Raw genomic sequence first — 22,900 nt, forward strand, 5'->3', positions numbered from 1 at the left:
AGATGCTGAAAATGCAGTGGGCACACGGACACAATAACTCTATAGTAAACGGAATTCCCCGTATCGGATATATGAAAGGCGGTCAGAAAGCCCGTTGGAAAGACGAGGAAAACACTTGACGTCGGAAGATGTCCGTGAGAATAGCAATGCAATACGTGATTGGCTGAAATCGTGCGGAGCGTCCAAAGTCGTCGTACATTTCGATATGGACGTGCTCGACCCTGCCGAAATCATAGCTGCTGTCGGTGTTGTTCCCAGCGGAATGAAAATATCGGAAGTCGTGAGGGTAATAAACGACATCGCTACGGAAAAAGAGATTGTCGGTTTGACCGTTGCTGAACCGATGCCGCGTATTGCGATTCGCATCAAAGAGATGTTACACCAACTACCCTTATTGAAATAATCCGAGTATGAAAGTTTTATTGGTCAATGGAAGTACGCATCCCCAAGGAGGAACTTGGCAAGATCTGAGTGTGGTAGAGGAGCTCTGCATGAAAAGGGAATCGAAACAGAATGGTTCTGGATTGGCAACAAATCAGTATGAGGTTGTATTGACTGTCGGAAATGTGCCGAAACATACCGTTGTGCATTTTCCGACGACGTATGCAACAAGCTGATAGAATCTATTTTGAAATCCGATGGCTCCATGAACTTGAAATTGCAGGAGGGGCTGCTTGCGTTGCTGCATATCGACAAGCGGTTTGCTCCGGCGCTCTTCGATTTCAACGAACCGTAGAAGATAGATATCATGGAGTTTATGAACGAGAATTAGTGGATGTCTATGCCGAAGTGGGTTTCAAGAATCCATCGCACTTTTCGACCGCTTTCAAGAAACAATACGGCATACTGATACTTCTTTAATCCTAGAATATGAGGAATCAATCGATGTAACTTAGAATGTCGTAATTCCTTTCCGATAGAAGAATTTAACCTTTTCATCCTCTCATTAATCAAATAAAAGAAGTATATTTGCTTAATTATTAAACTATAAGCAATATGACTATCATCGCCAATCCCATTTACGACGCTGTCTTCAAATTCTTAATGGAAGACAAGAAAGTCGCCAAGATATTTCTTTCCGCATTGCTCAAAAAGGATATTATAGACCTTGAAATGCGCCGCCACGAGTATACTTCCATGGAACATACTCGCATCTCACTCTTTCGTATAGATTTTTCAGCAAAGATTCGTGAGAATGACGGTGCAGAACACCTTGTCCTTATCGAACTGCAAAAGACTTGGCTCATTACTGAAACCTTGTGCTTCCGACAGTATCTGGGCACGCAGTATCTTAATAAGGAGAACATTATCGAAGAAAAGAATGAGCATGGACAAAGGCGTACATATGGTTTGCCCATCATTTCTATCTACATTCTGGGACACCCCTTGGGTAACCTGACCGAGCCGGTGGTTACGTGCACCGCCGCTATCTGGATTATGACGACAATCCTCTTCCTTCTCCCGACCCCTTCATAGAGAGTCTGACTCATGACAGCATCATCGTGCAGATCCTTTCCTCACCGGACGAACTCGTAACCGTCTTGAACGTCTGCTGAGTGTATTTGACCAAGAATATCGGCAGGCTGATAGCGAACACTATCTGGAAATTAACGATGAGCATCTTGACGATGAAGTGAAGTGTGTTGTTCATCGGCTGCTGAAGGCTGCCGCTGCACCCAACGTGCGGCGTGCCATGGAGATAGAAGACGAAATTCTTTCTGAAATAGAGGACAGGGATACGACAATTATGATGAAGAATAAGGAAATTGAGCAGAAAGAGCAGTTGATTGAGCAGAAAGAACAAGTGATTGAACAGAAAGAACAAGTGATTGAGCAGAAAGAACAAGTGATTGAACAGAAAGAACAAGTGATTCGTTCAATGATTAAGATGCTCTGTAAAAATGGGACATCGATTGAAGAGATATCCAAACAATTGTCAATGCCAGTGGAGTTAATCAAACAATACATTGATTAATATATTATGCTTCTCTGATAAAGATATAAACACTATAAAAATAGCAGCAAGCTACTCTTACAAACATGAGTAACTTGCTGCTATTTTTTCTGTTATTGTGCTATTACATTTTCGCTTTTCTTTGGCATATAAACCAGCTCGCTTTTTTATCTAAAATGTAAATACATATCGCGCTACGACCATGTAAAGATAAGAGATTATTGAATCAATAACCGTCCAGTTCTTTTTTTCATTTAATTGCTTGATTTTCTTTTTTCAGGTATAACCGTTTCGAGAATATTTTTTGTATGCTCATGCATTTATTTATGCAGTTTATTTTCCGGTTCGTTACTTTTTAACCGGCTATTTCCTTGTAGAATATTAAAAATAGAACATTAACAGGCTTATATTATCATTTCGAATTCAGTTTGCTCACTTGGTATATTTCAATACTGCCTTCACGGGAAAATGGTCTGAAGGAATGCGTGCTTCATACATTCCGGTGGCTTCATTTTTAATCCGGTAAGTATCTGTCAGCACTCCGTACTTTTCAACAATAAAGTTTTTGGTAACGAAGATATGGTCGATACGGTTGGGAGTATATGTGTTCGGATTCCATCCTGCACATGTTCCATTAGTTGCATATCTCAGTTGCGCGACCTCATAAGAGTCTGATAATATTCCGGATTCATGAAGTACTTGATAACTTTCGCTGGTCTGGTCTACATTGAAATCTCCGGTGAGTATGACGGGGTCTTTGCCACACATCTCTTTAATCTTGCTGATAACCAGCTTGGCACTTTCGCGACGTGCCACTACTCCGATATGGTCCATGTGCAGGTTAAAGAACCAGAATCTGAACTTGCCTGTAATATCCTTGAATTCTCCCCATGTACAGATGCGGGTATAGGCTGCATCCCATCCTTTATTCGGCTTCGAGGTATCTTCCGATAACCAAAAATTCCCGGATTTGAGTAACTTGAATTTATCCTTCCGGTAGAAGATAGGCGCATATTCCCCTTTCGTTTTCCCGTCATCCCGTCCTACGCCTATATAACTGTATTGCGGCAAGGCATTCAACATATCTTCCAGTTGGTTATGTTTCACTTCCTGCGCTCCGAATATATCGAAGTCATGAAAGGTGATTAACTGGGTGAGTACCGGGCAACGCTGTTCCCAGCCGTTTCCGGCTTTGGCATCGTTCGGGTTACTGTTTCGTACATTGTAAGAAGCGACATTCAGTTGCTGCGCATTCAGTATTGACACACCGCAGAGCGCCAATACAATAAAAAGTTTTCTCATTGTTTCTTTATTGTTAGATGGTTATTAAGTATCCTTTTCTTCTGTCTGTCCGCTCCTGTATTCTTTGGGAGAAGTGTTGTATAACTTGGCAAACTCCCGGTAGAAATAAGACTTGTTTGAGAAGCCCGATTTATACATAATCTCGGTAACGGTAAGCTTGGTAGTCTTTAATAGGCCTGCTGCATATTCCAGGCGGATGGTACGGACAAATTCGCTTGGTGTCTTTTCCGTCAATTCTTTGAGTTTACGGTACAATCCCGCTTTGCTTACTCCTATAAAGTCTGCGAGAGAATCCGGATTCATGGATTCGTCGTCAATATTATCTTCGATGAATTTGATAATCTTGTCCAGTAACAGCTCATCCTCTTTATGCATGGTGATTCCATCCCTTACGATGAGAGAGGAACGGCTGGATTTGAAATACTCTTTCATCAGAGAGTATTTATTAATCATATTCTCTACCGCGCTCAATACATGCCTCGGGTGGAAAGGTTTGGGGATATATAAGTCTGTTCCATGTTTGTAAGCGTTAATCTGGTCTTCGATGGAGTTCTTGGCGGAGATATGGATAATCGGAATGTGGGCAGTCCGCTCGTTGGCTTTCAATATATCCGTCAGAGTGATGCCGTCCAGCCTGGGCATCAATACATCGCTGATAATAATATCCGGCTGTTTCTGTTCGATTTCTTTCAGCGCCTCTTCCCCATCGGCTGCTTCCCGAACCTGGTAGTAAGGAAGCAGGATATCTTTCAGAAGTTCGCGGATATTCTTTTCATCTTCTACAATCAATATACTAATTTCCTTTTGTTTTGGGACAAAAAGCATTTCACCGGCTTCTGCCTCTTCTTCTGCCGGCTGACTTTCTTTTCCGGAATTCACGTGCATGGACGGTAGAGACACATTGAATTCTACATACTCTCCCAATACACTTCCTACTGTGATTTCTCCGCCCAATAACTCCGTCAAGCTCTTGGTCAGATTCAGGCCGACTCCGGTGCTTCCCGCATGTTTCAGGTTACTGCTTTCGAAAATCTTGAACCGGCTGAATATCTCACTCATTTGTTTCTCTGTCAGTCCCTTGCCCGAGTTGCGGATTCGGAAATGCAATGTCCCGTCAGCGACATTCCCCCGTATTTCAGCACGGATATATCCGCCGGACGGCGTATATTTGAAGGCGTTGGAAAGCAAATTGAATATTATTTTTTCCAGTGCATTCCGGTCTGTTGTAAAGGATGATACCTCTTTGCTTTTGAAGCTGAAGTCTATCTTGTTTTCTTCGGCAATTTCGGTATAGTTGTCCGATACATAGTCGACGAGCAACTGAATATCCACTTTTTCAGCATAGATAGCTGTATGTCCCGCTTCTGCTTTCCGGAACTCCATCAGTTCGTTGATAAGCTTCTGCATCCGGTCGGCATTGTTCTTGATGATGTAGATATATCTTTTTGTATAACTGTCGAGGTCTGCCTTTTCCAACAAGTGCTGTGCCGGGCCGTATATCAGTGTCAACGGAGTGAAAAACTCGTGTGCCACATTCGTGAAGAAGTTCAACTTCGATTCATGGATACGTTGCTGATTCTGTTTCTCGATATGTTCCAGTAGAATCTGACGGTTCAGCCGGATTCGATTCTTGATGACGGATTGCGTGATATAGATAGCAATGGCAATCAGGATAAAATAAATAATAAAAGCTGTAGTACTGAGCCACCAGGGGTAAGCGATGTCCAAATTGAGGGAATAGATTTCGTTGCTCCATACCCGGTCGCCATTGGTGCATTTTACTTCCAGTTTATATTTTCCCGGCGGCAGTTTGGTGATAACGATATTCGGGTTATTCTCATTGTAAATCCATTCGTCGGCAAAGTCGATAATGCGGTAGCTGAACTCACAATTCTCATTGTTGATAAAATCATGTGCGGCAAATCCCAAAGTAATATAAGGCTCGTCATAGTCCAATCGGAGTGTATGGTTACGGATACGTTCGTAGATATTCTGGCTTGTATTGTTTATCTTCAGGCTGTTCAGGCTTAATGATGCGATATGTTCCCGTAAGCGTATCTTGTTCTCGTCGAAATAGTTCAACCCGCTGACTCCGCCGAAATACAGCCATCCGGCTTTGTCCTTAAAAATAGCCCCATCAGAAAATTCGTCGTTTTGCAGCCCGTTTCTTGAGGAATAATTGGTAATTTTTCCCGAGGGCAAGTCGATAAAGGAGATACCTTGATTGGTGCTTGCCCAAATATTCCCGTTCTCATCTTTCAGGATGCCGTGAATCGTATTATTGGGCAATCCGTTATTGTCCGTATATTCGGTGATGGAAGGCGGTGTGGCTGTCGGGAACAACCGGTTAAGACCATAACTGGTACCTATCCAGATACTGGCAGAATCTCCTTTAGTCAGATAAATCACGTCATTGTTAGTCAGGGACAAACCGGGGTCTATCTCATTCATCTGCCGGAAACGTTCGGACGCGATATCGAACTTATTAATTCCGCCCCCTCGCGTGCCTAGCCAAAGTTCATTCTCATCGTATCCGGCAATAACCGAATAAATAATATTATTGCTTGGCGAAGAAGGGCCGGGAGATTTATATTGTTTCATGTCCGTTACTCTATAACTTTTTCCTTCCCTTTGCAGGCTCAGCTTGATAAGTCCGTAGCCGGAAGTTCCCAACCATAAAAGTGAATCATTATGGGTGAAAAGGATACTGTAAACTGCCCTGAAAGCTGGAAATTCAGCGGGAATACCCAGTTTTTTCACCTGGTTGCCATTGAGTGGAATATAATTGATACCCGCCCCTTCGGTTCCGATGAATATATCCCCGGACATATTTTTGCGGATAGTATAAACGGAGTTGGAGATTAACCCGTTGCCTGTTGAAAGATAGGGGTTGACTCCCCGTTCCTGCTTGTCGAGCAGCAGGATACCTTCTCCTTTTGTTCCTACGAGTATATTGCCATTGTCTTCCTCACAAAAACAGCGGACAGGATAATTCGTTTTTACGGTATGGAAAGGCGAACTGTGTTCATAGACTTCCAATATCCCTTGTCCGTCCGTACCTACCCAAAGGATATTCTGCGAGCCGATATAAATAGTGAAAATGGAAGCTTTCTCCGGCAATTGGAGTAATTCCGTTGAAGTCCCATTTTCAAGATTATATCTGATGCATCCCCCCTCGATAAAGCTGATAAGGAGATATTCACCGTGGCAGATAGCTTGTGATACGGTTTTGTTCTCCGGAATATTTATACTGTCCAATATACGGTTATCTTGTGAAACAGTCAGCGTCCTGTCATCGTTAATGATGAGGCAGTCCTGGGAAAGATAAATATTGGAAACGGGGGCACAGTGCCTGATTTCTTCTTTGAACGAGAGTTCGGGACAGGAGTTGCGGACAGTCAGTTGATAATGCAATAATTGTCCATGTCCTGTGAGAAAGAATATCCGGTCTTTGGAATCAATGACGAAGTTCCTGATGTCATCGGGCAGGTCATTCTTCAAGGAAACAAACTCCTGTTTCCGGTCATCGAAACAGAATAGACCCTGCTCTTTCACATAACAGATAATATGCTTGCCGGAAGTGATATCCAGCAGAAATGACTTCTCCTGTTTCGGCGGATTATTCTGTGTACCTAAATAATAAGGAGTAAACTGTTGGGTAGAACGTTTCCACCGGTTCACCCCATAGTCCGTAGATACCCACAGGATAGAGTCGCTCTGCTCGATAATCTGCCAGATGACATTATTACTGATAGACCCTGCATCCTTTTTATTATAAGAATAGGTTTTGAAGCTACGACCGTTATATGCATTTAATCCGTCCCATGTCCCTACCCAAAGCGTATGTTCCGAATCTTCGAGGAAACAATTCACCGAATTATTGGATAATCCATCCGCATTGGAAATCTGTTTTACTACATTCTGCGAATGTAATAAAACAGGCATCAGGCATGAATAAATAAGGATGCAGATGTAACGGAAATATGAGTGTTTTCGTAGAATCATGTCGCAAAGATAGAGAGGAAAAATAAGAAAACAAAGATAAAAATATGCTGTACAACACGTGTATACCCTTTTGAGAATATAGTACACTCTTCCCGTCGCTGCGTGGGGTAGCTTTGCCACGAGAAATAAAAACAACACCTATTTAATGATTAGAAAATGGATATTGCAAAACGATTTCATCAGAACCCATTATTGAAACCATCTGATTTACAACCGGGAATAGAAGGTATGGAAATCACCTGTTTCCTGAATCCCGGCGTATTCCGCTTCGACGGAAAAACCTGGTTATTACTGCGGGTAGCCGAACGCCCCGTACAGAAACAGGGAGTGATTAGTTTCCCCGTATATAATAAGGAAGGGAAGATAGAAGTGCTTTCTTTCGACGAAAATGACCCGGAACTGGACGCTTCCGACCCTCGTGTGATAGGATATGCGGGACAGAATTATCTGACTACCATGTCTTATCTCCGGTTGGTATCGAGCGAGGACGGCATCCATTTTAAGGAAGAACCGGATTATCCGCCTATTTTCGGCAAAGGGGCATTAGAGGCTTTCGGCATCGAGGACTGCCGGGTGGCGACTACAGCCGACGGCTATTACCTGACGTTTACCGAAGTCTCTTCCGTTGCCGTCGGTGTAGGGCTGATTCATACCCGTGACTGGAAGAATTACACTCGTCACGGCATGATTTTTCCCCCTCATAATAAAGACTGTGCCTTGTTTGAAGAGAAGATAAACGGCAAATATTTCGCCTTGCATCGCCCGAGCAGTCCCGAACTGGGCGGCAACTATATCTGGCTTGCCGAATCACCCGACCGGTTGCACTGGGGTAACCACCGTTGCGTTGCGACCACTCGTCCCGATAGCTGGGACTGTGCCCGTGTGGGTGCGGGCGCCGCGCCTATCCGTACAGAGGAAGGCTGGCTGGAGATTTATCATGGTGCAGACTATCAGAACCGCTATTGCCTGGGAGCCCTTCTGCTTGATTTGAACGACCCCTCAAAGGTAATTGCCCGAAGCAAAGCTCCTATAATGGAACCGACTGCTCCCTACGAGCAGACCGGATTTTTCGGGAATGTGGTCTTCACGAACGGGCATCTGGTAGAAGGGGATAAGGTGACTGTTTACTACGGTGCGAGTGATGAAGTAATCTGCGGAGCGGAGTTCTCCATCGGGGAAATCCTTCGTTCATTAAAGTCATGACATATATTAAGGTAAGAAATGAATAAATTGAAAAGAGAATATCAATTCTTCAAGCAGCAGACTTCCAATGTACGTGTACTGTTGATGACTAACCTGCTCTATGCGTTCGTGCTTCCTGTGGTGGAGATATTTGTAGGTGCTTATGTGATGCGTCACACGAGCGAGCCTGTTTCCGTAGCTTTCTATCAACTTTTTATGTATATCGGCATCATTGCGACCTCTTTTGTCAACGGCTTCCTGTTGCGGCATGTCAGCGTGAAAGTACTGTATGCAGGCGGGATATTAGTTAGCGGGCTGTCGATGTTTGCCATGATGCTGGTGAAGTCATTGGGCTTTGTAGAGTTAGGCATAGCAGGTTTTGTTCTCGGAGCCGCATCGGGTTTCTTTTGGACCAACCGCTATCTATTGACTCTCAACAACACGACCGATAATAGCCGGAACTACTTTTTCGGACTGGAATCTTTCTTTTTCTCCATCACTTCGATAACTGTTCCTTTATTGATTGGCGCATTCATCAGCCAGATAGACGGCAAAGAAATCATGGGATGCCTGATTGATATAAATGGTGCCTATCGTTTGGTCACAGTCGGAGTCATAGTCGTGACCCTGTTTGCCGTAGCTGTCTTGTGGCGTGGTAAGTTTGCCAATCCGATACAGAAGAACTTTCTGTACTTCCGGTTCTGTACACTGTGGAAGAAAATGCTGTTGCTGGCTTCCCTGAAAGGAATGGTACAGGGATTCCTGGTGACTGCCCCCGCCATCCTGATTCTGAAACTGGTCGGTGATGAAGGGACATTAGGCTTGATACAGGGAATCAGCGGTACGCTGACGGCTATACTGGTCTATGTACTGGGGCGTATTGCCAAACCCGAAGACCGCCCGAAGATATTTATTGCCGGGTTACTCGTCTTTTTTATCGGTACTCTGTTCAACGGGGTCTTGTTTTCAGCCACCGGAGTGATTATCTTTGTCCTCTGTAAGGTAATCTTTCAGCCCTTGTTTGACTTGCCTTACTATCCCATTATGATGCAAACCATCGACGCAGTAGTTAAAATCGAGAAAAGAAATGAATACACTTATATTTTAAGCCACGAATTCGGACTATTCCTGGGGCGTGCTTTCGGGCTCATCCTTTTTATGGCGCTTGCCTTTGCCATATCACAGGATTTTGCATTGAAGTACGCATTGATACTGGTAGGAGCCTTGCAGTTGATAGCCTACCCGTTGGCCCGGAACATCATCAAACAGAACCAAACGGTTCGTTAATATTTCAAAACCATTAAGCTGCCATTGCAAACGGATGAATTATTATGTTGTACAGCACCTATATACCCTTTTGAGAATATAGTACACTCTATTTTTTGCGGGGTACGATAGTTTTGCTGGCAGAAAAACGATGAACGACCGATTGGGAAAACTAAAAAAACGACGTATGATAAAACTAAAATCTGTAATCTATTTAATCAGTATGATGACACTAGCCGGATGCTCCGGACAAAAACAGGCATCCGTAGCTGTCGAAGAACAGAGCGGACAATGGATACTCGGCCCTTTTGTCCGCCCGGAAGGGGTGAACCCGGTGATTTCCCCGCAACCGACTACTTTCCAATGCCCGATGCGCAAGCAGCCGGTAAGATGGGAAGAGAGTGACACTTTCAATCCGGCGGCAACCGTCAAGGACGGGAAGATTGTGGTACTCTACCGTGCGGAAGACAACTCGGCGCAAGGCATCGGAAAGAGGACATCCCGCATCGGCTATGCGGAAAGTACGGACGGAGTGACGATGAGCCAAGCGGACGCACCGGTACTCTTTCCTTCCGAAGACGATTTTAAAGAAATAGAATGGGAAGGTGGTTGCGAAGACCCGCGTGTGGCAATGACGGAAGACGGATTGTACGTCATGCTTTATACAGCCTGGAACCGCAATCTTCCCCGCTTGGCGGTGGCTACTTCCAGAGACTTGAAAAACTGGACGAAACACGGACTCGCTTTTGCGAAAGCATACAACGGGCGTTTTGCCAATATAGCAAGCAAATCGGCTTCTATTGTCACCGGAGTGAAAGACGGCAGACTGGTCATTGAGAAAGTGGCTGGCAAATACTTTATGTATTGGGGGGAGAATGCGGTATGTGCCGCAACTTCCGATAACCTGACCGACTGGGCTCCGGTACTGAACGAAAACAACGAACTAAGGGAGATAGCCAAACCCCGCAGCGGGTATTTCGACAGCCGCCTGACTGAGTGCGGGCCACCGGCTATCAAAACCGTGAACGGTATTGTATTATTATACAATGGCAAGAACGGATACAAGGAAGAAAGGGACCCGGCATACCCCGCAGGCGCTTATTGTGCAGGGCAGTTCCTGTTTGACGCCAACGACCCTTATAAAGTACTCGACCGCTTGGATAAACCTTTCTTTGTGCCCGAAGCCGCTTTCGAGAAGAGCGGTCAGTACAAGGACGGAACAGTGTTTATCGAAGGATTGGCTTACTTTAAAAACAAATTATATCTCTATTATGGCTGTGCCGATTCGCAGGTTGCAGTAGCGATATGTGATGATAATATAGATTCGAAACTTAAAACACATAATTAATTTAATCTATGAAACATGTTTGTAAAATGAACACGGTTGTCTTAAAGTCGTTCAACGACCGGCTGAAGATAGCTACTGTTTCAGCTTTAATGGCAGGGACTTTCCTGTGCGTGCCGTTTACGGTATATGCGGAAAGCCCTCGGTATCGGGTATCGAACAGACTGTTCGGAATATCACGGTGAAAGGTGTGGTTGTTGATGCCGGCGGAGAACCGGTTATCGGAGCTTCGGTGCAACTGAAAGGTGCTGCCGGTGTGGGGACGATTACCGATGTGGACGGTAAGTTTACCTTGCCGGTTCCCGCTAATGGAGTGTTACAGATTTCCTATATAGGATATAAAACAACAGAAGTGCGGGTGAACGGGCAAGCTGGACTGAAAGTAACTTTGCAGGAAGATACCGAGACGCTGGACGAGGTAGTGGTGGTAGGTTACGGTATTCAGAAAAAGGCTTCCGTGACCGGTTCGGTAGCTGCCATCTCTTCGGATAAGTTGATGGAAGTAAAAGCTCCCAGTGTGACGAATATGCTCGCCGGACGTTTGCCGGGTTTGCGTGCCGTACAGCGTAGCGGAAGCCCCGGTGATGATGGAGCTTCCGTCGATATTCGCGGATATGGAAGCATGCTGGTGATTGTAGACGGTATCGAGCGTGATTATACGCAGCTCGACCCGAATGATATCGAATCCATCTCTATCCTGAAAGATGCCGCCGCAGCTGTTTACGGTTTTAAAGGTTCAAACGGTGTTCTGCTGGTTACTACCAAGAAAGGGACGGAACAGAAGGTAAAGATAGAATATAACGGCTATGTAGGTTTTCAGAAAGTGACCCGCTATCCGGAGATGATGAATGCTTATGAGTACGCTTCTCTTTACAATGAAGCGATTCACAATGCCAACCCGTGGCGCGGAGCTTCCGCTTATTCACAAGAACAACTGGAAGCCTACCGGAACGGTACGGCAGGTACGGACTGGTGGAGTGAGACGATGCGTAGCACCGCTCCCCAGACTTCACACAACTTGAGCCTGACAGGCGGTACGGAGAAAGTGAAATATTACATGTCTATCGGATATATGGACCAGGGCGGTATCATCCGTTCGGGCGACTGGAATTACCAACGTTACAACGTCCGTTCCAACCTGAGCGTGGAAGTGGCTAAGGGACTGAACGTGGAACTGCGTTTGAGCGGACGCTTCGACAACCGCAAAAAGCCTTACAATGGTGACAACCTGTTCCGTTCGGCACAAATGGCCATCCCGACTTATTCCATGTATGCCAATGACAACCCGGATTATTGGGGAGCCGTAGGAGATATGGCGAACCCCGTGCATGTTTCCGATTCGGACGACAGTGGTTATGAAGACCGCCTGCGTCGTGAATTTAACAGCTCGTTGGCTATCACCTGGCAACTTCCCTGGGTGAAAGGACTGATGGCGAAAGCATTGGTTGCCTACGACTATACGAACAAGGAATGGAAAACGTGGCGGAAAGACCTCTCGGAATATACGTATGATTATGCGAATGAAGAGTATATAGAGAAAGTGGTTAACACCGCGCATCTGGAATCGAAGCTGGAAAACTATGACAAACCGACCTATCAGTTCTCTATGAACTACAACAATACGTTTGCTAAAAAGCATAATATCGGTGCCATGCTCGTATGGGAAATGTATAATGACAAGAAGAACTGGGTGACCGGGACACGTGATTTTGCTATCGGGCTGATTCCTGATCTGGACTATGGGGATAAAACGAATCAGGAAGCTTCCGGCAAGACACAGGAAACGGCTCACGCCGGCTTGGTGGGACGTCTGAACTATGATTTCTCTAACCGTTATCTGGTGGAATTCAATTTCCGCTATGACGGAACCTATAAATTCCGTGCAGGTAATCGTTGGGGATTCTTTCCGGGTGTTTCATTGGGATGGCGTGTTTCCGAAGAGGCTTTTTTCAAGAAACTGTTACCCGATATGGATAACCTGAAAATCCGTGCTTCGTACGCCAAAGTGGGCGATGAAGGAGATTTCGACGCGTTCCAGTATCTGGATGGATATACGTCTCACGGAAGCTATATCATGGGCAGCAACGGAGTGACTTCGGGCATGACTACGGTAGGTATGGCAAACCCGTGGCTGACTTGGTATGAATCGAAGATTATGAACATCGGCTTTGAGGCGTCTTACCACAGGGGACTGATTTCTGTGGAGTTCGACTGGTTCCGCAGAAACCGTTCCGGTCTGCCTGCCACCCGTGTAGGCTCATTGCCTACTATCTTCGGTGAATCAATGCCGCAGGAGAACCTGAATTCTGATATTAACACCGGATTCGAGATTGTAGTCGGGCATAAAAACCGGATTGGCAATTTTAATTATAATGTGTCGGCCAACTTCTCTACTACCCGGATTAAGTATGATTATGTGGAGCGGGCGGCTTCCACCAATATGTATGACGATTGGCGTAATAACACCAACGGGCGTTACAAGGATATCCGTTGGGGAAAGAAAGTAATCGGGCAGTTTACTTCTTTCGAGGAAATTTTGAACTCACCGGTTCAGGATAAGGACGGTAACCGTTCGCTGATGCCGGGTGATTTGAAATTCGAAGACTACAATGGTGACGGTATTATTGATGATAACGATACGCAACCACTCGGACACGGTGCCACACCCCGTATGTACTACGGGCTGAATATGTCCGGAGAATACAAAGGATTCGACCTGACTGTCTTCTTCCAGGGAGCTGCCGGACACGATATTTATGTTAGCGGGGATATTCTCGACCCGTTTATCCAGCAAGGTTTAGGTAATGGGCTGGCTATCATGACCGACCGCTGGCACCGGGAAGACCCGACCGACCCTTATAGCAAATGGATTCCGGGATATATGCCTGCCGCACGCGTGGCAGGTGTCGCCGATAACCGTTCCAGTAACTCGTGGTCATTGCACAACGCAAATTACCTGCGCCTGAAAACTCTGGAACTGGGATACACGCTTCCTAAAGTCTTGACAAAAAAGGCGGCTATCGACCGGGTGCGTTTCTATATCAACTGCAACAATCTGCTGACTTTCACCAAGCGTGACGGACTGATGAAGAACGTCGACCCCGAAAGCAATTCCAGCGGAATACGCTATTATCCGCAGATGAAGACGTATAACTTTGGCGTAAATGTAACCTTCTAAAACCAGTAAAGACAATGAATAGGAATTATCTGAAATATATATTGATAGGCGGGGTGTCCATCTTCGTATGGACGGGATGCGATGATTATCTGAACCGTGAGAGTACCAGCGGTGTCAACACACCGGATTTGATTTGGCAAAATCCGAAAGCAATCACAGCCGTATTGGCGGATATGTATGACTCGGGACTGAAACTGGATGAGTTTGACGACTGGTATGGAAGCAAGAAGGCGAACCTGGCGAATCAGACCAGCCTCTCGGATGAGGCTACCGCCAGTTATCAGAAGGAGAGCGCATTCGACAAGTCGAACTCTACTTATTCTTATGGCGACTATGTATTCAACGACGACATGGTGACCCGCTACAAGCAAATCCGCATTGTAAACAACTTCCTGCTGAATATTGAGAAAACTTCCGTATTGAGTGAGGATGAGAAAGAAGAACTCGGAGCAGAAGCCCGTTTTATCCGTGCTATGCAGTACTTCGGACTGGTGAAGCGTTATGGGGGCGTTCCTTTGCAGACTGTTCCGAAAGAATATACCGCAGGAAATACGGAAGCTCTTTACCAGGCTCGTGATACGGAAGCCGCGACCTATGATTTCATTATCAATGAATGTAAGGCTATCTATGAATCATTGCCGGAAGTACGCAGCAGTGATGCCAAATACCGCGCAAATCGTGGAACGGTGCTTGCCTTGTGGTCACGTGCCGCACTGTATGCCGGTACTATCGCCAAGTATTCCAAAACGCTGACTCTCACAGGCGAGGCTGTTTCCAAAGGATATGTGTATATTCCCGAGACAGAAGCGGAACGTTACTTTGACGAATGTTATACTGCTTCATCGAAGATTCTGGATGAAATGGTTCCCCGTGTGTATAGCTTGTATAAATCGACCGGTACGGAAGCGGAAGAGCTGGCGCAGAACTTTTACAATCTCTTTTCCAAAGCAGTGAATGGGGATAACGGAGAATATATTTTCCAGAAACAGTATAATGTGGCTGCCGGTAAAGGACATATGTGGGATAAACTGAATGTTCCTTTCTCTTATCGTGGCGACGGTTGGGGATGCGGCATGTCTCCGGTACTGGAAATGGTAGAGGAATTTGAATATATTGACGGTACGGAAGGGAAGCTGAAGATGAAAGACAGCAGTGGAAAAGCTATCAGCTATGATAGCCCGTATGATATCTTTAAGAATAAAGACCCTCGTTTATTAGGTTCGGTTTACCTGCCGGTGCTGATTATAAAGGATACGGTGGCGGAAAAATCGAATGGATACGCGGTGTCATCAACGGACAGGATGGGATAGGAACCAAGTATGAAGCTTCCGCCCAACCGGATAAGGAGAACAAGGTCGTAATAGACGGACAGACTTATAATACTTCGGGAAAAGACGGTGGCTCGTTAAGTGTAGGCGACGCCAGCAAGACGGGTTTCTATCAGCGTAAATTCCTGGATGAAAGTCTGACGGACTATACGAACATCGACGCAAAACGTTCTTCTACTCCCTGGGTGGTTTTCCGTCTGGCAGAAATCTATCTGAATCGTGCAGAGGCTTGCATGGAACTGAACCGGCATCTGGACGTGGCTTTGAAGGATATCAATGAGATTCGCGGCAGGGCAGGTATCAAACTATTGACTGCAGGTAACCTGACGCTGGATAAAGTGCGCCATGAACGGAAAGTGGAACTTGCTTTTGAGAAGCATCGTTACTGGGATTTGAAACGTTGGCGCCTGGCTCATCTCGATGTAAGCAAAGGTGGTTTGACCAATTTCCGCGGCACGGCTCTCTGTCCGTATTACAATGTTAAGAGCGGCAAGTACACCTTTGAAACCGGTGTGCCCGAAAAGAGAAAGCGTCTTTTCCTTGAAAAGAACTACTATACGGTGTTCCGTGCCGAGGACTTGAGTACGAATCCGTTGATGGTACAGAATCCGGGTTACGGTAATTGATACATCCAATTTTAAAGAAGAAACGATATGAATAAAATAGTAAACATAGGATTGACTGCATTATTCGCCTGTTTCGTGGCGGCATGCGAAAATGACATCGATAATTATGATGCACCGAACGGTGGCGTGTATGGCACTATCTATGATAAGGAAACGAATGAACCGGTTCCTATGCCTGTGCCGGGAAGTAGCGGTGTGATGATGAGTTTGTACGAGCAGAATACGGGGCTACCGCCTCTGTTGATTTCCGTGCTCGCCAGGATGGAACGTTCGAGCATACGAAGGTGTTCAATGGCAGCTATCGTATTCAGGCAAAGGATGGTCCTTTTGTCGGGGTATGTGAAGGGTATGTCACCGTGAACGGACAAACGCAGGTTGATTTGTACACAATCCCGTTCTCGCGTATCAGCCTTGATGTGGCTGTATCGGCTGATAATAAGCTGACACTGACCTATGATGCGAAAACATCGAACGAGACATTGCAACTGACGGATGTTTCCGTGATATGGAATTATGCTCCGGGAGTGGATGTGAACAATGCAAACCATGCCACCCTCTCTTCACTAGGGACAAAGGCCAGTGGCACGCACGTCATCGACCTGATGAGTGATACTGAATTTATAGAGAATCATTATAAGATTGTTTCCAACAAGAACAGGGTGTATGTACGTGTTGCGGCTACGGTGACAGCAGAAAGCAAATCGTATGTGAATTACAGCCGGGTAGTGGAAGTAATTGTGAATGATATAAGATAAACGATAAAAAAGAAGGTAACAATGAAACATAAATTCTATTTATTACTGCTACTGTTGGCGGGCGGTTTGTTTGCCGGTTGCAGTTCGGATGATGACGGTGTGACCCCGCCGGACGAAAAGGACGGGGTATTGGTAAAAGTCATGTCTTACAATATATATAGCGGGCAGAAAGCTTATTCCGGGAAAAAGGGAATGGAAGCGATTGCCCAAGTGATTAAAAAGATAAATCCGGACTTGGCAGGTTTGCAGGAGTTTGAGACGAAGACTAACAAGGTGGGGAAAGCGGATATTATCGCCCTGATGAAAGAAGTGACCGGAATGCCTTATGCTTTCTTTGTCAAAACCCGCGATGTGGATGGTGGTGAATATGGAAACCTAATTCTCTCGAAATATCCGATAAGTGATGAAGTGAATTATGATTTGCCGAGAATAGAGACAGTGGAAGATGTCCACCCGCGTTCGATGGGAGTAGTGAAAACAGAAAAAGATGGAAAGGGTTTCTATTTCGGAGTGACGCACCTGTCTCATGTGGGCAACGAAACTAACCGTATCAACCAGACTACAACGATTATCGAAAAGACAAAGGGCTTGGATGAGCCAATGATATTGACTGGTGATTTCAATGCTTTAGCCGACTCCGGCCCGATGAAGATATTGTATGAACGTTTTGAAATCGGTTGCCTGAACGGGAACTATGGACTGACAACGGGAACGCCCGTTCCGGTGAAAGCGATTGATTTCGTATTGTACACTCCGGATGAAGGAATGTCTCCGAAAGCCTATGATGTGTATTATGATGCTTATGTAGAATCAGACCACTTTCCGGTGGTAGCTACGTTCAGTATAAACGATTAACCTAAAAAGACAGAAACATGAAAACATTGATACTTCATTTGAAACGTTTTTCTATCTATTCTCTGATGTTTGTGTCAGTCGGTTTTGCCGCTTGCGAGGATGAGAACCGGCAGGATATGACACCTGAAATCGGCGAGGGCGAAGCTACTCCCAAAATCACTATGTACACGCCGACAGCCGGCGGAAAGTCTACAAGCCTGACTTTATACGGTACGCATTTCGGCACGGATTTGGATAATATCCGCGTGACAGTCAACGGGGTGGACGCCGAAGTGACGGGTGCGTTGGGGAATATTATTACTGCCAATGTACAGAGAGGTTCCGGCTCCGGTCCGGTGAAAGTGTATATCGGTCAGGGAGAAGCTGCGCAAGAACTGACATATAAAACGGAGTTTGAGTATTCTCAGTCTCCTATCGTAAGTACTTATATCGGCAGTTATGTTCCTTCCGAAAAAACGGAGAAGAAAGAGGGGACCCTCATGGAAGCGGGTCTTTGGAAACCGGGTTCTATCGCTTTCGACAAGGAAGGTGCTTTGTATATCGTGGAAGATGATGACCGTGATATCCGTATCGCGAAAAACAATCAGGTCGCTACTTTCTTACGCGGAGATGGAACCGGTGGAACTGTATTCAGGATGATGAATATCGCTTTCTCATCGGATGGCAATACTTTATTCTTGTCCAATGATGCCAACGCTTCGGGCAATGCGCATATTGCAACAATGCCATGGAGCAATGATACGCATCAGTATGATGCTGCTAATCTGTCTGCAATATGGTCAGTCACTCCCTCTTTGGAAAATGGAGTTACTAATGTAGGTGTGCATCCTGTCACGGGAGAGGTTTTCTCCGTAGCTCATGGAAATGCCATGATTTACAAATATGACCCGGAGCAGAATACGATGGTGGCAACCGGTGTGCAACTTCCCGACGCAGCAGGTAAAAATGCGTCGAAAGTGAAAATCCGCTGTATTCTTTTTGACAAGGCAGGAACTACCGTGTATATGAGTTCACAGAATAAACATGTGATTTATAAAGGGGATTACGACATGTCGAAAGGCGAGTTTTCTAATCTCCATATTTGGGTAGGGCAGTACGATACAAAAGGTTTTACAGAAGGTCAGGGAAATGAAGCCAAACTGGAAGAGCCTTGCCAGATGGATTTGGATGAAGAGGGAAATATTTATGTAGCAGTCCGTAAAAAACATCGTATAGCGAAAATTACCCCTGACGGCATGTTGACAAATTACACAGGTACAGGTCTTTCCGGTACGACTGACGGCACGTTGGATAAAGCGCAATTCAACCATCCGGAAGGTCTGCAGTTCGGTCCGGACGGAGCGTTGTATATTTCAGATTATTGGAATCATAAGATTCGTAAGATAGAAAAGGATTAATTTTGTATCAGGTAGGAAAGATTGTTTTTCAGGATAACATTCACTTATTAATTGGTTGTATATGAATTTTAGAATATGCATTTCATTGTTTCTATTGTGTTGTTTGTTACAACCTTCAACGGCACAGAAACCCGTGACGAAACCGAAAGAGGTCACAGTAAAAGCCATGACTTACAACACGTATAGCGGTCGTAAACAAGGAATTGATAAGATTGCCGAAGTCATTAAGAAAGAGAACCCGGATATCGTTTCACTTCAGGAAATAGAAAGAAACACGGAGATTAACCCTTGGGATACTCCGAAGAAACTGTCGGAACTGACGGGAATGAAATATTATTATTTTGCCCATGCGCTCGATATTCCGACTGGCGGAGATTACGGAAATGTGATTCTTTCCAAATATCCGGTTTCCGAGGAAAAGAGTTTTAAGTTGAGTGTACTGAAAGAAGGTGATTATGTCCGTTCTTTCGGTTATGTGAAAGTTGTGAAGGAAGGTAAGGAATTCTATTTCGCTACGACACATCTGGACCATAAATACGAAGATGCTGCCCGTCTGAAACAGGTTGATGAAATTCTTGCGTGCGTGGAGCACCTGGATAAACCTGTTATCTTGGGGGGAGATTTGAATTCCCGCCGTGGTTCTGCTACCATGGCTGCTTTTCAAAAGTATTTCACCGTAAATTGTTTGAGTGATGGTGCTCCATGGACAGTACCCGTTCCAAGTCCGGCTTACGCATGTGACTGGTTGATTTATGCGCCAAACGAGGCTTTTACGGTGAAGGCGTATAATGTTTGTTATTGGGCGGATAAGGAATCAGACCATTATCCGGTAGTGGCTACTTATCTTATCAAATAAGATTAATAGCAAGTTTGCTACCAATTAGTCTTCCGTATGCATAAAACTAACTCTTCAATCGAATAAATTTATTCGTCTGACTATAGTTGAACTTTCGTCTGACTACTGTTGACTTTTCGTCTAACTATAGTCAGATGAAAGAATAACTATAGTCAGACGATTAATTTTATATATAAACGAAATTAGTTGTATGCAAGAGACTGGATAGTTTCTCGCATACAACTAATTAAATCTATTCTTTTATATTGCTGTCCGATAAAACTTTTTAAGCGCAGACCAAATTAGGGCTGGCACCTATTGCAGGAGTCAGCCCTTTGTGGTTATTTTGAAGTCGCTAAACTAAAATGAATAACCATGGGTAAAAGTACACATTTTCTCGGACAGCCGTTATATGGTCAGGTAATAAAATTGCTTGATAAGGCAGAAATTCTTGAAATCAGCCGTAAAAACGGCGGAGAACGTTACATTAAGCGCTTTGATGCCTGGACACATTTGATGACAATGCTTTATGCTGTGATAATGCGTCACGACTCACTGCGTGAGATATCCGTGTCCATGCTGTCTGAAGCCCGGAAACTGGCGCACCTTGGTGTCTCGATGATGCCGACACGCAGTACACTTTCCGATGCCAATGCCCGACGTCCGGAAGTTATCGTCAACATATACCGTCAACGCTGGGAAATAGAACTGCTCTTCAAACAAATCAAACAGAACTTCCCCCTACGATATTTCTATGGAGAGAGCAGGAATGCCATCAAAATCCAGATTTGGGTAACGCTTATCGCAAACCTTCTTCTGATGGTTATACAAAGTCGGCTGAGTAGGAACTGGAGTTTTTCGGGGCTTACAACAATGGTGAGACTGACATTGATGTATTATGTTGACTTATACAGCTTACTGAACCAGCCCGAAAGGGACTGACAGATGCTGCTTGAACAGCCTGCCAAAGATCCTCCTATGCCGTCATTGTTCGAATGAGGGGGCTTGGATTTCTGAAAAAGTAGGCTTAACCGCATTATATCAGCAGTGGAGCCATACTTTCATATCTTTACTAAGTTTTATCGGACAGCAATAATAAAATAACGTGAGTTCGACGAAATCAAAACAAAGCAAGCTGTGTATCTAATGTACGTTGCACATTGATACACGTTTTTTGGGGAAACATGCAGTACGCAGCAATAGCCCCCAGAATGTTGACGATGAAATTGTCAAAACTCCTATGCCTGGAATGCTCCACCTGTGCGATGTTTTTCAATTCATCGTTTACCGTCTCTATAATAGCCCGTTTCCGAAGAAGCAGTCTGTCCGACACGCTCATCAAAGCGCCTTTCATATTGCTTTTCAGTTTAGTGATAAGTTGTATGCCATTGACAAACAAGCGTTGGAAAAGATTCTTGCTGATATATCCTTTGTCCGCAACCAGCTTACCATAGATAAAATCGATAAATGCCTTGTATTCCAACGGTTTCCTGTCATCCACATCACCCGGAGTTATCATGAAGTTTAGCAGTTCGCCTTTTTCATTACAAATTAGATGCAGTTTGAAACCGAAGAACCATCCCATGGAACACTTACCCCTTTGGCTATACCCTTGAATACTTTATGGACATGTATCCTTTGATTCCTGCATACCCTCAGAGGAGTGCTGTCCACGAAACTGATGCCTGTGCATTTTCCCAGCAACACTTTCTTGATGAATAGCGCCAAAGGGACAGCCACTTCTTTTTCAAGTTCCACAAAACGGTTGTATGATACAACCAGCGGGAAGAGATGGCGCATATGCTTACAGACTTTTTCCAGTTATTTAAGTAACTTTGCTTCAATCTGCACTTTTTTCCATTCCAATAGTATAACAACTTAAAGTTTAATGTAAATTCGAGATGAAACAAAAAAGCATATTCTCATTTTCGGGACGCGCTTCACAAGTTTTGTGGCAGTATATACGGCAACTTCTGAGGAAGTATTAATCTGCAAGTCTTCCAACCTCGCTAATTCGCGGCGAATGGCTTCATCATTCTGTAACTGAATAATTTTGCCTACAAATAAGTCTTCGGCATAAAATCTGCACCGATTCCTTTAATTTTGTGCGAATTGGGTTTTCCACCTTCATTACGAAAGTTAGTACTAAACTACTGTTCTCAGGAAAAGTTATAGGTTGAACATTACTCCCAATTATTAAACATTTGTTCTACACAAATAAATTAGCACTAGCTAAATTTGCACTGTTATTAACTACATAATATTATGAAAAAGATAATCTATCTAGTTCCTACGTTGTCTTTAGTAGGTTGTATCTCACAGCACGTAGAAGAAAAGCCGAATGTGATTGTGATTCTTGCCGATGATTTGGGCTTTGGCGATGTCAGCGCTTATGGCTCTACTACGATTCATACTCCGAATATCGACAGTCTGGCTCATGGCGGAGTTTGTTTCACGAACGGATATGCCACTTCGGCAACTTCCACTCCCAGCCGTTATGCTTTGATGACCGGAATGTATCCGTGGAAAAATAAGGATGCAAAAATCCTGCCGGGAGATGCCCCTCTTATCATTAATGAAAATCAGTTTACCTTGCCGAAGATGATGCAGCAGTGCGGGTATGTGACCGGAGCTATCGGAAAGTGGCATTTGGGGATGGGAGACGGCAATGTCAACTGGAACGAAACCGTCAAACCGGGTGCCAAAGAAATTGGTTTCGACTACTCTTGCCTGATTGCAGCAACCAACGACCGTGTCCCGACGGTTTACGTGGAAAACGGCGATGTAGTAGGACTCGATCCGGCCGATCCCATCGAAGTGAGTTACGAGCATAATTTTGAAGGCGAACCGACTGCCATTTCTCATCCGGAGA

At 44.8% G+C, this 22,900-nt stretch carries 15 protein-coding genes and 6 pseudogenes; 17 read left to right on the forward strand and 4 right to left on the reverse strand.

Annotated features, from left to right (window positions below):
- Window positions 1-97 precede the first annotated feature (97 nt).
- The 4 genes and pseudogenes from DXA05_RS23595 to DXA05_RS28485 all read left to right on the forward strand — a co-directional run.
- Window positions 98-403, forward strand: a pseudogene (locus DXA05_RS23595) (arginase family protein); the annotation flags it as partial.
- 7 nt (window positions 404-410) lie between these two features.
- The gene (locus DXA05_RS23600) at window positions 411-617 is read left to right on the forward strand and encodes a hypothetical protein (protein WP_128859695.1); all 207 of its coding nucleotides are present in this window, start codon (window positions 411-413) and stop codon (window positions 615-617) included.
- A 29-nt stretch (window positions 618-646) separates the two neighbouring features.
- A pseudogene (locus DXA05_RS23605) lies at window positions 647-861 on the forward strand (AraC family transcriptional regulator); the annotation flags it as partial.
- Window positions 862-996: 135 nt separating this feature from the next.
- A pseudogene (locus DXA05_RS28485) lies at window positions 997-1,975 on the forward strand (hypothetical protein).
- A gap of 411 nt (window positions 1,976-2,386) precedes the next feature.
- Here DXA05_RS28485 and DXA05_RS23615 read toward each other — a convergent pair.
- The gene (locus DXA05_RS23615; protein ID WP_008023561.1) at window positions 2,387-3,256 is read right to left on the reverse strand and encodes an endonuclease/exonuclease/phosphatase family protein; all 870 of its coding nucleotides are present in this window, start codon (window positions 3,254-3,256) and stop codon (window positions 2,387-2,389) included.
- 24 nt (window positions 3,257-3,280) lie between these two features.
- Entirely contained in the window at window positions 3,281-7,261 is a 3,981-nt protein-coding gene (locus DXA05_RS23620) for a hybrid sensor histidine kinase/response regulator transcription factor (protein ID WP_008023559.1), read from the reverse strand.
- A gap of 156 nt (window positions 7,262-7,417) precedes the next feature.
- Between DXA05_RS23620 and DXA05_RS23625 the strand changes: the two genes are divergently transcribed.
- The 12 genes and pseudogenes from DXA05_RS23625 to DXA05_RS23670 all read left to right on the forward strand — a co-directional run bounded on the left by DXA05_RS23625 (window position 7,418) and on the right by DXA05_RS23670 (window position 20,970).
- Window positions 7,418-8,464 carry a glycoside hydrolase family 130 protein gene (locus DXA05_RS23625; RefSeq protein WP_008023557.1) on the forward strand — a complete coding sequence of 349 codons (1,047 nt, stop codon included), beginning with the start codon at window positions 7,418-7,420 and terminating at the stop codon, window positions 8,462-8,464.
- A gap of 18 nt (window positions 8,465-8,482) precedes the next feature.
- On the forward strand, window positions 8,483-9,730 hold the full coding sequence (locus tag DXA05_RS23630; protein WP_008023556.1) for an MFS transporter: 1,248 nt from the start codon (window positions 8,483-8,485) through the stop codon (window positions 9,728-9,730).
- Window positions 9,731-9,896: 166 nt separating this feature from the next.
- Window positions 9,897-11,057: a glycoside hydrolase family 130 protein gene (locus DXA05_RS23635; RefSeq protein WP_008023554.1), complete on the forward strand. Its 1,161-nt coding sequence runs from the start codon at window positions 9,897-9,899 to the stop codon at window positions 11,055-11,057.
- Window positions 11,058-11,163: 106 nt separating this feature from the next.
- On the forward strand, window positions 11,164-14,232 hold the full coding sequence (locus DXA05_RS23640) for a TonB-dependent receptor (protein WP_284515675.1): 3,069 nt from the start codon (window positions 11,164-11,166) through the stop codon (window positions 14,230-14,232).
- A gap of 14 nt (window positions 14,233-14,246) precedes the next feature.
- On the forward strand, window positions 14,247-15,542 hold the full coding sequence (locus DXA05_RS23645) for a RagB/SusD family nutrient uptake outer membrane protein (RefSeq protein WP_284515676.1): 1,296 nt from the start codon (window positions 14,247-14,249) through the stop codon (window positions 15,540-15,542).
- Between the two features lie 50 nt (window positions 15,543-15,592).
- A complete protein-coding gene (locus tag DXA05_RS28105; RefSeq protein ID WP_284515678.1) occupies window positions 15,593-16,186 on the forward strand; it encodes a RagB/SusD family nutrient uptake outer membrane protein in 594 nt (197 codons plus the stop codon).
- Window positions 16,187-16,452: 266 nt separating this feature from the next.
- Window positions 16,453-16,509 (forward strand): annotated as a pseudogene (locus tag DXA05_RS28110) (hypothetical protein); the annotation flags it as partial.
- A 33-nt stretch (window positions 16,510-16,542) separates the two neighbouring features.
- Entirely contained in the window at window positions 16,543-16,941 is a 399-nt protein-coding gene (locus tag DXA05_RS28115; RefSeq protein ID WP_284515677.1) for a DUF3823 domain-containing protein, read from the forward strand.
- Between the two features lie 21 nt (window positions 16,942-16,962).
- Window positions 16,963-17,796 (forward strand): endonuclease/exonuclease/phosphatase family protein, encoded by an 834-nt coding sequence (locus DXA05_RS23655; protein ID WP_087318224.1) that lies wholly within the window; start codon window positions 16,963-16,965, stop codon window positions 17,794-17,796.
- Between the two features lie 17 nt (window positions 17,797-17,813).
- On the forward strand, window positions 17,814-19,193 hold the full coding sequence (locus tag DXA05_RS23660) for an SMP-30/gluconolactonase/LRE family protein (protein ID WP_128859696.1): 1,380 nt from the start codon (window positions 17,814-17,816) through the stop codon (window positions 19,191-19,193).
- Window positions 19,194-19,326: 133 nt separating this feature from the next.
- A complete protein-coding gene (locus DXA05_RS23665) occupies window positions 19,327-20,049 on the forward strand; it encodes an endonuclease/exonuclease/phosphatase family protein (RefSeq protein WP_230297138.1) in 723 nt (240 codons plus the stop codon).
- Window positions 20,050-20,403: 354 nt separating this feature from the next.
- On the forward strand, window positions 20,404-20,970 hold the full coding sequence (locus DXA05_RS23670) for a DUF4372 domain-containing protein (RefSeq protein WP_008023543.1): 567 nt from the start codon (window positions 20,404-20,406) through the stop codon (window positions 20,968-20,970).
- Window positions 20,971-21,148: 178 nt separating this feature from the next.
- Here DXA05_RS23670 and DXA05_RS23675 read toward each other — a convergent pair.
- A pseudogene (locus DXA05_RS23675) lies at window positions 21,149-21,905 on the reverse strand (IS982 family transposase).
- 58 nt (window positions 21,906-21,963) lie between these two features.
- Window positions 21,964-22,154: pseudogene (locus DXA05_RS28120) on the reverse strand (cysteine synthase A); the annotation flags it as partial.
- Window positions 22,155-22,293: 139 nt separating this feature from the next.
- On the opposite strand from DXA05_RS28120, the gene DXA05_RS23680 reads away from it, so the two are divergent.
- The coding region (locus tag DXA05_RS23680) for a sulfatase-like hydrolase/transferase (RefSeq protein WP_165861558.1) at window positions 22,294-22,900 on the forward strand (607 nt) is incomplete at its 3' end.

Origin of the sequence: Bacteroides sp. AM54-2NS (assembly GCF_003602935.1) — a bacterium.
GTDB classification, from domain to species: domain Bacteria; phylum Bacteroidota; class Bacteroidia; order Bacteroidales; family Bacteroidaceae; genus Bacteroides; species Bacteroides xylanisolvens.

Bases quoted from the DNA above. Each gene is read 5' to 3' on its own strand.
- DXA05_RS23600 (WP_128859695.1), top strand. From the start codon at position 411: ATGAAAGTTTTATTGGTCAATGGAAGTACGCATCCCCAAGGAGGAACT.
- DXA05_RS23660 (WP_128859696.1), top strand. From the start codon at position 17,814: ATGAAAACATTGATACTTCATTTGAAACGTTTTTCTATCTATTCTCTG.
- DXA05_RS23630 (WP_008023556.1), top strand. From the start codon at position 8,483: ATGAATAAATTGAAAAGAGAATATCAATTCTTCAAGCAGCAGACTTCC.
- DXA05_RS23635 (WP_008023554.1), top strand. From the start codon at position 9,897: ATGATAAAACTAAAATCTGTAATCTATTTAATCAGTATGATGACACTA.
- DXA05_RS23625 (WP_008023557.1), top strand. From the start codon at position 7,418: ATGGATATTGCAAAACGATTTCATCAGAACCCATTATTGAAACCATCT.
- DXA05_RS23615 (WP_008023561.1), bottom strand. From the start codon at position 3,256: ATGAGAAAACTTTTTATTGTATTGGCGCTCTGCGGTGTGTCAATACTG.
- DXA05_RS23620 (WP_008023559.1), bottom strand. From the start codon at position 7,261: ATGATTCTACGAAAACACTCATATTTCCGTTACATCTGCATCCTTATT.
- DXA05_RS23670 (WP_008023543.1), top strand. From the start codon at position 20,404: ATGGGTAAAAGTACACATTTTCTCGGACAGCCGTTATATGGTCAGGTA.
- DXA05_RS23655 (WP_087318224.1), top strand. From the start codon at position 16,963: ATGAAACATAAATTCTATTTATTACTGCTACTGTTGGCGGGCGGTTTG.
- DXA05_RS23645 (WP_284515676.1), top strand. From the start codon at position 14,247: ATGAATAGGAATTATCTGAAATATATATTGATAGGCGGGGTGTCCATC.